At 75.1% G+C, this 13213-nt stretch carries 1 protein-coding gene; it reads right to left on the bottom strand.

Going from position 1 to position 13213, the window contains the following annotated elements; all coding sequences use genetic code 11:
- Positions 1 to 13142: SDR family NAD(P)-dependent oxidoreductase (locus ACWF94_RS04355; protein ID WP_453484547.1), on the bottom strand; the 13142-nt coding region annotated here is incomplete at its 3' end.
- Positions 13143 to 13213 lie beyond the last annotated feature (71 nt).

Genomic DNA, 13213 nt, shown 5'->3' with positions numbered 1-13213 from the left:
GCCAGTCCCTGCCCGGCCACCCGGCACGGCCCGTCGCGGTGGTGACCGGCGATCACCCCGGCGCACGCGGCGGCCAGTTCCCCGGCGTCAGCGGTGCCGGGCGTTTCCCCGGCGGCGAATCCGGGGGCCTCCAGACCCAGCACCGGGCCGTCCGGGGCGAGCCCATCGGACAGGTGCAGCAGCCAGCTCAGCTCGCCGGTGTCGCCGAAGAGGCAGTACGCCGGTGTGCCGCCGACGCCCTCGTGGAACGGGATCAGCCGGGGGGACGGCACCGGGGCCGGCCGCTCCGGGGCGGAGGCGGAGGCTGGGGTGTGGGCCTGGGCCTGGGCCTGGGCCTGGGCCGGAAGAGCGGGAGCCCCGGCGCCCGGCGGCGGGAGATAGTGCTCGACGAGATGGTCCGCCAGCCGGTCCACGCCGGGCTGCTCCAGCAGGGCGGCCATCGGGATGTGGTCCCCGTACCGCGCCTGGACGCGCTGCATGATGCGCAGCGCGCCGATCGAGTCGACGCCCAGCGCGCCGAAGTCCCGCGTCGGGTCGACATCGGCCACATCGATCCCCAGCCCCTCGGCGACCGCTTCCCGCAGGTGCCACCGGACGCTCTCCGGCGATCCCCCGGCCGACACCGGTACGGGTACGGCGACCGCCGCAGGCAGCGGGGCGGGGTCGGGCGTGAGGACAGGGCCCGGTACCGGGGCAGCGGGGGCAGGGACGGCGACGGGAGCGGGAGCGGAGACAGCGACAGGGGCGGCGGGACTCGGGCCCGGCCCGGCCAGCCAGTGGCGATCGGGGGCGAAGGGGTAGGTGGGCAGGCTCACCCGGGCCCGCCGGCGGCCCTCGTGCACCCGGTCCCACGCCACGTCCGCCCCCCGCACCCAGGCGCGGGCGAGCGAGCCCGGGTCACCGTCGCGGGCCCGTTCCACGAGCCGGGCGAGGTCCTCGGGGCCGGACGCGGTGGGCCCGGCCGGCTCGGCGGCGGTACCGGTGTACAGGTCCGGCGCCTGCGTACCGTCGAGGTATCCCCGCACTCCGTCCGCGAGACCGGTGAGGTCCTTCGCGGCCAGGGCGAGCCGGGCGTTCAGGGCGGCGCGGCCGGTCTGGAGCGTGTAGGCCACATCGCCCGCGGGCAGCCGGTGCAGCGTCCCGTCCCGCTCCAGTCGCCCGAGCCGGCCGAGCAGCCGCCGGGCCGAGACGCGCAGCCGTTCCTCGTTCCGGGCGCTCAGTACGAAGAGGTGCGCGGCGCCCGCCGGTTCGGATGGTCCGGCCGGGACGGGCGAGGGTCCGGCCCCGGCGGACTCTCCGACCACCACATGCGCGTTCACCCCGCCGAAGCCGAAGGAGCTGACACCGGCGCAGAGCGGCCCGGCCGTGCCGTCGGCGGCGTTGCGTTCCCACGGCCGCGCCGAGCACACCAGGTGGAACGGCGAGCCCGCCAGCCGGATCTCCGGGTTGACCCGCTCCACGTGCAGGGTCGGGGGGATCATGCGGTGCCGCAGCGAGAGGATGGTCTTGAGCAGTCCGGCCATTCCGGCGGCTGTCTCCAGGTGGCCCACATTGCTCTTCACACTGCCGAGCCCGCAGTACTGGACGGGGCCGCCGGGCGCGGGCTCGCCGAACGCGGTGCGCAGACCGGCTATCTCGATCGGGTCCCCCAGCGCCGTACCGGTTCCATGGGCCTCGACATACGAGATCTGCCGGGGGAGGACGCCCGCCTCCGCCTGCGCCCGGGTGATGACATCGGCCTGTGCGGTCGGGTTGGGCGCGGTCAGCGATGCGGCGCGGCCGCCGTGGTTGACGGCGGTTCCCCGGATCACCGCGTGGATGTGATCGCCGTCGGACCGCGCCCGGCCGAGCGCCTTGAGGAGGACGACGCCGACGCCCTCGCCCCGGACGTATCCATCGGCCCGGTGGTCGAACGTCTTGCACCGGCCGTCGGCGGCGAGCATCCCGGACCGGCCGTAGGCCAGGAAACCGGACGGGCTGAGGATCACGTTCACGCCGCCGGCCAGCGCCAGTTCGCACTCGCCGCCGCGGATGGCCCGTACGGCCCGGTGCACGGCGACGAGCCCGCTGGAGCAGGCCGTGTCCACCGGTTCGCTCGGTCCGTGCAGATCCAGCAGATACGAGACCCGGTTGGCGAGCACACTGTGGTCGTTGCCGATCGCCAGCCGGCCGTCGATCTCCAGGCCGCGCAGATGCGCGAGCCGGTCGTACTCCCGGGACGAGACACCGGCGTAGACGCCGCAGGTGCTGCCGCCGAGCGAGGCCGGGTCGTAGCCCGCCTCCTCGACGGCCGCCCATACGGTCTGCAGGAACAGCCGTTGCTGCGGGTCCATCAGCCGCGCCTCCCGCGGCGAGATCCCGAAGAAGTCCGCGTCGAACAGGTCGATGCCGTCGAGCAGTCCGGCCCGGCGGGCCATGAACTGCTCGGCGTCGTCGCCCGTCGCCGGGCCCTCAAGGCGGCCCGCCGGGATCTCGGTCACCAGGTCGTGCCCGCTGATCAGATGACTCCAGTAGGCGTCCAGGTCCGGTGATCCGGGGAACGATCCGGCCATCCCGATGACGGCGACCGGCTCCGCCACAGCGGCGGCGGCCGGTACGGTGCCCGCTCCGGCCGACCGGTCCGGCACGGCGGCGGCCGGCTCCCGCACCGGAGGCGGCACGGGGGGCGCCACCGCCCCGTCGACCGGGGCGGCCGGCGGGAGCGGGGCCGGTTGCGGCTCCGGGGGCGGGGGCGGCAGCGGCAGCGGGGCCGGTGTGGACGACGCGGCCGGTACGGCGGGTGCGGTGGCCGGGGTCGGTGCCGTTGCTGCTGTCGCTGCCGTCGGTGCTGTCGGTGCTGTCGGTGCCGCGAGGGCCGCGCGCCGGGACGCGATGTCCTCGATCAGCGCGGCCACGTCCCGGAACCCGTAGAGCCGCGCGGGTTCGACGGGCACCGCCAGTTGCTCGGTGAGCCGTTCCGCGAGCGCCACGGTCGTCACCGAGTCGATGCCGAGGTCGCCCAGCCGGCCCGCCACGGTGACATCGGACGGCGGGACTCCCAGGACGTCACCGATCGCCCCGACGACCAGCCGCCGGGTGTCGTCCGGCGCGGCGGACGGGCCGGTGGTGACCTCCTCCTCGGTGGTCAGGGGCTGGCTCGTCACATTCGGCTCCTCACGGTGATGGACCTCCGTCGTGGGAGGGGGTGCGGGCGGGTCGGCGGGAGCAGGCAGCCAGTACCGGTCGCGGGCGAAGGGATAGTGCGGCAGAGAGACGATGCGCCGGTTCCGGCCTCTGTGCAGGGGACTCCAGTCCACCGTGGCACCGGAGGTCCAGCGGCGTGCCAGCTCGTCGAGCACCGCCCGGCCGGACGTGCCGGGTGCGGTGACACTCGCACCGGTCCGGTCCGCCGCCGGGGCGAAGCCGGTCGACCGCCGGCCGTCCGGGCGCTCGTCGAGAAAGTCCCCGAGGGCGTCGACGGCCTCCCGCAGATCGTGGACGGTGGCCGCGAACCGTGCCGCCAGCGCCTCACGGCCGACCTGGAGGGTGTACGACACATCCTGGACCGGCAGGGCGGCGGCGGGTCCTGCCAGGAAGTCACGCATCCGGGCCGCGTGCCGGCGCAGTTGGTCGGGACGCCGGGCGGACAGCACGAGCAACGCGGGCTCCGCGGTGTCCCGTGTCCCGGCACCTTGCACCTCCGCGGCGGCCGGTGCCTCCTCCAGGATCACATGCGCGTTGGCACCACCGGCGCCGAAGGAGCTGACCGCCGCGCGACGCGGTGCTCCGCCCGGGCCCGCGCGCCAGCTCCGCGGTTCACGTACCACCGAGAGCCGGAACTCCCCGTCCGGCTCCGGCTCCGGCCTCGGGTCGCCGGGGGTGGGAGCCAGCTCGGCGTGGCGCAGTTGCAGCAGTACTTTGGTCACCTGCGCGGCGCCGGAGGCCGCTTCGAGATGCCCGACATTGGGCTTGAGGGAACCGACCGGGAGCGGATCACCCGGCTCACCGCCCGCCGTGGGCCGATACGCGCGGTGGAGCGCGTCCAGTTCCGTCCGGTCGCCGACCGCCGCGCCCGTGGCCTGGGCCTCCACGTAGTGGATACCGCTCCGGTCCACTCCGGCGTCGCGCAGCGCCTGTTCGATCAGTTCGACCTGGGCGTCGGTGTTCGGTGCGAAGTAGCCCTCGCTCGGGCCGTTCGCGTTGACCGCGGAGCCGAGCACACAGGCGTGGACCCGGTCACCGTCGCGCAGCGCGTCCGCGAGCCGTTTGAGGGCGAACACTCCGACCCCCTCGCCGGTCGTCATACCGTCGGCGTCCGGCGCGAACGCCCGGCTCCGGCCGTCCCGTGACAGCATCTTGGCGGTGGACAGGCCGAGGTGGTGACTGGGGTGCAGGATGACGTTCACTCCCCCGGCCAGCGCCGTGTCGCACTCGCCGCGGCGCAGGCTCGCGCAGGCCAGGTGGAGTGCCGTCAGGGCCGACGAACAGGCGGTGTCGACTGCCATGCTCGGACCGGCGAAGCCGAAGCAGTGCGAGACACGGTTCGCGATCGACCAGTGCGAGGAGTACGCCTGGGTACGGCGGCCACGTCCCCACTGCTCCACGGCCAGCAACTGGTACTGACTGTGCATCACCCCGGCGAACACCCCGACGCGGGCCCGGCCCGCCGGGGCGCCGGCCCGCAGCCGGCCGGGGGGCAGTCCCGCGTCCTCCAGGGCCTCCCAGGCCGTCTGCAGAAAGAGCCGCTCCGCCGGATCCATCCGCTCGGCGTCCCGCGGCGAGATCCTGAACAGCAGCGGATCGAACGCGTCCACGCCGTCGATGAAGGCGCCCCAGCGGTGGTGGCTGCGGCCGGGGTCCGTATCGGTCGGGTCGTGGTGGTCGGCGAGCGACCAGCGCTCGGGCGGCACTTCGGTGATCGCGCTGTGCCCCGAGCGCAGATTCGCCCAGAAGGCCGCGAGGTCCCCGGCCATCGGGTAGCGACCCGCGACCCCCACGATGGCGATCGGCTCGACCGCCGGTACCGGCTGGGCGGACGGCAGCCCGGGGAGCGCCGTCGACGCCCGCCCTGACTCCCGCTCAGGGCGGAGAGCGGGGCCGGATACGCCGTCGCCGTCCGATCCGGGGGCGGGGACCGGGCCGGATCCGGCGGAGGGTCCGGACCGCCCCGGTTCGCGGGCGGCGGGTAAGGGGGCGGGCGGCTGCGGCACGTCGGCGATACCCCCGGAGGCCGGGGCGGATGTCCCGCCGAGGAGGGCGACGACCTCCGCCGGGGAGTGCGCGATCAGTTCGCGCGCGATCGCCCCGAGGGACTCCCCCTCCAGGATCAGTCGCTTCGGCACCGGCCCGAGGTCGTTCTCCAGGCGGCTGAGCACGTCCATGCCGCTCAGGGAGTCGGTGCCGTACGACGCGAGGGGTACCGCCGGGTCGAGTTCCTCCGCGCCCAGCTTCAGTGCGGTCGCGTAGAGACCGGCCAGATAGGCGGTCACCCGGGAGTGCAGATCCGCTGCCGCCGACTGCCGCGTCCCCACCACTCCTGCTGCCGCCACTTCGTCCTGAGCCGACCCGTCCGACCCGACCGGACCGACTTGACCTGCCGGACCGACTTGACCGACGTGACCGGCCGGACCGGCCGGAGAGGCCCCGGGTGTCTCCGGCGACCCCCGTGACCCGGGGGCCGCGGACGGCACGGCGTCCGCCGACTCCGCCGGCGCGGCGGTCTCCTGCCAGACGCCGCGCTCGGCGACGTAGACCTGCTGTCCCGCCTGGTCGTCCGACCAGCCCCGGACGCCGAACCGGCGCACCGCGCGCAGCCCCGCGTCGATGAGCAGCGCACTCCAGGTACCGGCGTCGGCCAGCGGTGAGTGCGGCAGCCGTAGCCCGGGGTCGCGGGCGAGCCACCAGCCGTCGGTGAGGCCGAAGGTGAAGGTGAGGCTGTCCAGGGCCCTGGTCGCCTCGTTCACGACGAGGACCCCTCCGGGACGCAGCAGCCGGGCCGTGTTGCGCAGGGTGTGCCGGAGGTCTCCGGTCGCGTGCAGCACGTTCGTCGCCAGCACCAGATCGTACGGCTCGCCGTCGCAGCCCTGGGCCGCGAGATCTCCCTCGATGTCCAGCACCCGGAATCGCGCGTACGGGTGCGCGGGACCGAAGCGCTCGCGGGCGCTGCCGACCAGGGCCGGGGAGATGTCGGTGCAGTCGTACACCAGCCGGTCGCCGTACCGGTCGAGTGCGGCGAGGACCGGCCGGCTGGTGCCGCCGGTTCCCGCTCCGATCTCCAGGATCCGCAGCGGTGCGGCGGCCGGCTCCTGTCGCAGCAGCGTGGCCACGGTCGCCTCGGCCGCGGCGCGTACCACCGCGTTGAAGTGCGCGACCCTCGGATCGTCGCCGTAGAGCGCGGCGAGCCGACGGTCGGAGCCGCCCGGGAAGAGGACCTCCAGGCCGCTGCGGGCGCCGGTCAGCACCTCGGGCAGTGCGGCGGCGCAGTCCGTCAGCAGGTCCAGCGTCTCATCGAGGTGCGGGTATGTGCTCAGCAGTCCGGCCCGGGACATGGGCTGTTCGCCGCCGGCGCCGTCGCCGTCACTGTCACCGCCACCGCCACCGCCACCGCCACCGACGATGCCGATGCCGCTGTCACCGCCGCTGTCGAGCGCGGCGACGGCGGCGTCGAACAGCGGGCGCCTGTCTCCCTTCACACCGAGGGCGTCGGCCAGTTCGCCCGGCTCGCCGCGGGCGCTCCTCTGAGCCGGTACGCCCATGGCGGTGAGGGAGTCGCGGACGAGACGGCGGGCGTAGGCGTCGACCGCGTCCAGACACCCGGGCTCGAAGGGGGCACCCGCGTGCCGCACGGTGTCGTGTGCCGCCGCGCCGACCGCTTCGATCACGGAGGGCCGCAGGACGGGGACCGGCCGGTGTACGGTGCCTCGGCCGACGACGGCGGCTTCGGCCAGCGCTCCGGTCGTGACGCGCAGGGGCGCCAACTGCCGGGCGGGGCCCGCCAGTACACCGAGGAAGGCGTCGATGCCCTCGGCCTCGGTCAGCGGTTCGACGCCCCACCCGGCGATGCGCCGCCGGTAGGCGTCGGTCGCCACCGCGCCCCGCTCACCCCAGTACCCCCAGTTCCATATGGTGACCGGCCGGTGCAGCCGGCTTGCCGCGTAGGCGCCGAAGGCGTCCTGGAACGTCGACGCGGCAGCGTAGTTGGCCTGCCCCGGGTTGCCGGTGAGCGCGACCGCGGACGAGAAGTGCGCCACGAAGTCGAGGGGTTCCGCGCTCAGCGCCTCGTGGAGCGCGACCGTTCCCCGGACCTTCGGCGCGAACACGGCGTGGAAGTCCGCGTCGCTCATCCGGGCCAGGGTCCGGTCCCGGAGGACGAACGCCGTGTGGATGACACCGTCCACGCCGCCGAACCGCGCCCGCATCCGGGAAACCGCCGCCCGTACCGCATCGGTGTCGGTGACATCTCCCTGGTGGTAGGCGATCTCACCGCCGCTACCGGTCGGGGGGGTGAGCGCGTCCGCCGGGAGTTCGTCCGGTGAACGGCGGCCCATCAGCAGCAGCCGGGCACCGTACTCCGCCACCAGATGCCGCGCCACCGAACGGCCCAGTCCGCCGGCACCGCCCACCAGCAGATACCGGCCGCCCCGGCGGATCGGCGGCGGGCCGGGCGCAGGTCCGGGGGGCGTCGCGGGCTCCAGGGTCCTGACCAGTCGCGCCCCGTCCCGCAGCGCCACCTCCGCCATCGGGAGGCCGGCCGGTTCGGCCTCGATCCCATCGAGCAGCGCCGCCAGGTCCCGTGGCCCGTACCGGGCCAGTTCCGCGCCGGACACATCCACACAGCTGACGTCCAGGAAGCTCAGCTCCCTGGCCACCGTGCGGGCCAGCCCGTGCAGCGAAGCGGCGAACGGGTTGGCCGCGGGCCGTGCCTCGTCCACCTGCTGGGCATCGCTCGTGAGCACCGAGAGCCGCAGTCCGTGGGGCCGCAGGTCGGCCAGCGCCCGTGCGAGGTGGAACAGGGCGAGGCAGCCGTGGCGCTGGGACTCGTCGAGATACTCCAGATCGGCCGGTGAGTAGTGCCGCTCCGCCACTCCCCCGAGGAAGTGGATCACTGTGGGCCGGGGCGTCTCCCGCAGCAGGGCGGCGAAGTCCTCGGGGGTGTCCAGGCCCGTCGGATCGACCGTGCGGGCCCGGCCGCCGTGCCGCGATGCCAGCGCCGCGCCCAGTCCGTGGTCCTCCCCGGTGGTGAGCACCAGGACCGCCCCGCCGCCGTCCCGGTGCCCGGGTGACTGCGGCCGGGGCGGCAGCGGGGACAGCCGCCAGACGGGCCGGAAGTACGGGACCCCGCTCCCGTTCGCCGGCCGCCACGCGTCGCGCCGCCGGACCGCGCGGAAGCCGGAGAACTCCGCCAGCGGGCGTCCGTCTCCGTCGCAGAGAACGACATCGCACCGCACACTGCCCGGGTCCGGTGACGCTGAGCCCGTCGACGCTGTGCCCGATGCCCCTGTGCCCTCCGCCGCCGAGGACGCCGTATCGATGCGTACGTGGGCGAACCGGGCCCGCCCGGCCGGCTCGTGGAGTGCGAGGCGGCCCGCCGAGACGGGCAGGGTCGGGGGCCGGTCCTGAGCGGGCAGGGCGCCGTGGATGGCGTGCAGCGCCGCGTCGGCCGGGCCGGGCGCCAGCCACCAGTCGCCCGCGGGGGCCGGTGCCAGCTCCGCCAGCGCCTCGCCTTCACCGCACCACAGACGGAGAATCCGCCGGTACGAGGGTCCGTAGCGCAGGCCGTGCCGCTCCGCGCCCAGGTAGAGCGACTTCCCGTCGCGCTCTCGCGGGCACCGCTCCCGTACGGCCGCCAGGTCCAGCGGGATGGCCGGTCCGCCGGTCTCCGTGCCCGCGACGGCGGTCGAGCACACGGTTCCCCGGGCGGAGAGCACCGTCGCGGAGTATCCGTCGCCGTCGCGGGACACCCGGACGGTGACCGGTGTCCCGTCGATCTCCAGGGGCGAGCGCCACCGGATGGCGCCCAGGGAGGTCACCGGCCGGCCCGCGACCGCCGAGGCCGCCGCCCGGATCAGCTCCAGGTGGGCGACGCCCGCGAGGACCGGGCGGCCCTCGACCAGGTGATCGGCGACGACGGGGTCGCCGGCGCCGAGCGTCACGGCGAACTCGGCTCCGTCGGCGGTCTCGGTCCGCGCGCCGAGCGGGTTCGCGGCGCCGGGTTCACCCATGTCGCCCCCGGTCGTCGGCACCCAGTGCACAGGTCCGGCGAAGGGGTACGCGGGCAGCGGCACGGTGCGGGGGCGCTCACCGCCGTAGGCCGCCGCCCAGTCGATGTCCGCGCCCCGGACCCACAGGGCCGCCAGGCGGTCCCACCGCCGCCGCTCGATCAGCTCGGCGAGCTGATCCGCCGGGGGCCGGGGTCGCTGCTCCGGGTCGGCCTGCCCGGTGAGCAGTACCGGGGTGGCCTGCCCGGTGAGCAGTGCCGGGGTGGCCTGTCCCGTGAGCAGTACCGGCTCGGACAGTGCCGGGGTGGCCTGTCCCGTGAGCAGTACCGGCTCGGACAGTTCCGGAGCGGCCCTCCCGGACAGCGGTTCCGGAGCGGCCCTCCCGGCGGGCTGATCCCTGTCGTCTGCCGATGCGGCGATGAACCGCCTGAGCCGGTCGCGGAGTTCGGGCAGCGACCGTACGGTCACCGCCAGCCGGAACCGCTGGGCGTCCCGGCCGACCTGGAGGGTGTAGGCGATGTCGCGCAGCGTACCGGGGCGGTCCCGCTCGCCCAGCCGGTCCGCCAGCCGCCCGGCCACCGCCGTCAGCCGCTCCTCGGTGCGCGCCGAGAGCACGATGAGGCACTCCCCGTCCGGCTCCGCGAGGCCGGTCGCCGGTGGCGGCCGGTACTCCTCGACGACGGCATGGGCGTTGGCGCCGCCCGCTCCGAAGGAACTCAGCCCGGCACGCCGGGGGGCGGAGCCCCCGGGACGCGGCCAGGGGGCGGCGGAGTGCTGGAGCCTGAACGGCGTCCCGGTGAAGTCGATATGCGGATTGGGGACTTCGCTGTGCAGTGACGGTGCGAGTGTGCCGTGCCGGAGCTGGAGCACCAGCTTGGTCAGCCCGGCGATACCGGCCGCCGCCTCGGCGTGGCCGATGTTGGCCTTCAGCGACCCGATGGCGCAGAACGGCCCGTCGGCGGCCGGTCCGAACGCCCGGGAGAGCCCGTCGATCTCCACCGGGTCCCCGAGTTCCGTACCGGTGCCGTGCGCCTCCAGGTACCCGATGGTGCGCGGGTCGACGCCGGCCCGCCGCAGCGCGTCCCGGACCACCGTCGACTGGCCCCGGGGCGAGGGCACCGCGTAGCCGTTGGTCCGGCCGCCGTGGCCGATCGCGGTGGAACGGATCACCGCGTGCACATGGTCGCCGTCCGCCACCGCGTCGGCGAGCGGCTTCAGCACCACGGCGCCGACACCCTCGCCGGGTACGAAGCCGTTGCCGCCCGCGCCGAACGGACGGCAGACACCGTCCGGCGACAGCATCCGCTGTTCGTGCAGCATCATGAACTTCAGGGGGTGCAGATTCAGATACGCGCCGCCCGCGACGGCCATCCGGATGTCGCCGCGCCGCAGGCCCTCGCAGGCGAGGTGCAGGGCGGTCAGCGATCCGGAGCAGGCGGTGTCGACGGCGATGCTCGGTCCGTGTGCGTCGAGGAGGTAGGAGAGCCGGTTGGCGAGCGAGAAGTCCATGGAGTACCCGGGGACGGGGCGTCCGCGCCCCCACTCCTCGGCCGCGACCAGTTCGTAGGCCAGTCCGGTGGTCGCGACGTAGACGCCGAGCGCGTGCCTGCCTCCCGTCTCGGTGTAGCGGTGCAGACGGGCCCGTGAGTAGCCCGCGTCCTCGACGGCCGACCACGCCACCTCCAGGAACAGCCGCTCCGCCGGGTCCATCCGCTCGGCCTCGCGCGGGGCGATCCCGAAGAACAGCGAGTCGAACCGGGCCACGTCGCGCAGGAATCCGCCCCGGCGGCCGTGGCTCGCGGCGGACCGCGGATCGTCCGCGGGACCGTCGCTCGCCCAGCGGCCGGGCGGGATCGGGGTGATCGCGTCCTTCCCGGCCACGAGAAGCTCCCAGAGCCGGTCCGGATCGTCGGCTCCCGGGTACCGGCCCGCGATCCCGATCACGGCGACGGCACCGGTGTCGGCCCGGACGTCGGATTCGATGTGGGCGCGGGCATCGGCAGCGGTGTGGGCTCCGGCGGGTCCGGTCGGTCCGGCGGCGCCGCCGGGTCCGCCGGGTCCGCCGGGTCCGCCGGGTCCGCCGGGTCCGCCCGTGACGGACACTACGGGCCCCTGAGGAGTCACGGTCGCGGACGGGGGCATGGACGGGGTCATGGCCTTGGGCCGATCGGTGCGCTCCGGTCCCCCGGTCAGGGCGCGCGATCGCTCGGGGTGCCGTTCGGCCAGATATCCGGCCAGCTCCCGGACGGTCCGGTGGTCGAAGAGCAGGGTGACGGGCAGCGTTCCGAAGTGCTCGGACAGCCGCGCCGCGAGCCGTTTGACCAGAACGGAGTCGACGCCGAGCGTCGAGAACTCCTGGTCGGCCCGGAGCCGCCCGGCCGGCATTCTCGTCGTCTCGGCGACCAGTGCGAGCAGATGGGCCTCGACCGCCTCGCCGAGGCCGCCGGGGCTTTCGAGACCCTCGGGGACCTCGGGGACCTCGGGCCCTTCACGGCCGTCGCGCTTCGGCTGCCGGGCCACGGCGGGCGTCCGCCGGCCGGCGGTGCGCTCCCGTACGAGCCGGTGTATCCGTTCGGTGTGGCCGTGGACGACCAGCGACTCGGGCACACCGGAGCGCAGGGCGGCGGCCAGCGCGGCGAGGCCCGATCCGGCGGGCATCGGCACGACTCCGTGTGTCAGTTCCGTCGCCCGGGCGTCCTCCTCGCTGAAGCGCATGCCGCCGTCGGCCCACAGGGGCCAGCCGACCGACACGGTGGCACCCTGGCGCTCGCCCGCGGCGACCCGGGCGGCCCGGCGGGTGGCGAAGCCGCCGAGCGCGCGGCTCGCCGCCGCGTAGTCCGCCTGACCGGCTCCGCCGAGATAGCCCGCCATCGAGGAGAACAGCGCGAACAGGTCGAGCGGCTCGTCGCGGGTCGCCTCGTCCAGGATCCGGGCACCGGCCACCTTGGGGGCGAGGACACGCAGTTGTGCCCCGGGCGGTTTGTTGACGATATACGTGTCCTCATTGACTCCGGCGAGGTGCAGTACCCCGGTCAGGGGCCCGAACTCCCGCCGGGCGAGCGCCACCGCCCCGGCCACGGCCGCCGGGTCCGTCACATCGGCGCGGACGAACCGGGCCCGGCCGCCCACGCTCTCGACCCGTTCGATCGCGCGTCGCACGGTGTCGGCGGGCTCCGACCGGCCGAGGAGGACGAGCCTGGCCCCGGTCCGCTCGGCGAGCAGCCCGGCGATCCGCAGTCCGAGCCGACCGGCTCCGCCCGACACCAGGTAGACGCCCTGGTGCCGGAAGGGGCCGGTCCCGTCCGGGACCACCGGACCGGCCGGTGCCGGGCCGCTCGGCCGGAGGGTGCGTACCCACCGTCCCGCGTTGTCGTGGCGGACCTCCGAGAACGCCGGTGCCGACACCTCCCGCGCCGCCAGTTCCAGCAGGGCCCCGAGGTCGTCGGGCGGAGTTCCGCACGGCGCCCTCATCGCGACCGGGCGCAGCCGGCTGTCCTCCAGACCGGCGATCGCGCAGAAGCCCCCGAGGGCCGCCGCGGACTCTTCGGCCTCTGGCCCGGTGGCCACGCACACCAGTGACGGCGGCTCGCCCTCCCGTTCCCTGATCAGGGTGCGGACCAGCGGATAGGCCGCGTCCAGGCAGTGCTCAGGCGCGGCGGCGGTGACGAGCACGATATGCGCGGGGGTACGGTCCAGGGCGCGCAGCCGTGCCCACAGTTCGCTCCAGCCGGTGTCGGCGTCGACGCCCGCCTCGTAGCGGCCATCGCCCGTCCGGCCGAAGCGGGTTCCGGCCGTTGCCCGCACCAGTACGGTGCCGGCGGGCAGTCGGGGCGGCGAGGGGACCCGGTCGAGTACCAGGAGCACGGGGCCGGACGCCGGGGCCGCGTCGGCATCGGCATCGGCATCGGCATCAGCCCGTTCCCACACCGCTTCGAACGCCGTCATGGCATGGGCGGAGGGCCGCACGGCGGCACCGCCATTGTGAGCGGGGGCCGGTGGGGCCGGGTGCCCGTTGC

The organism is Streptomyces sp. NPDC055078 (assembly GCF_053607985.1).
The sequence above is the reverse complement of the archived record's forward strand: the minus strand, read 5'-3'. Positions and strand labels throughout refer to the sequence as shown.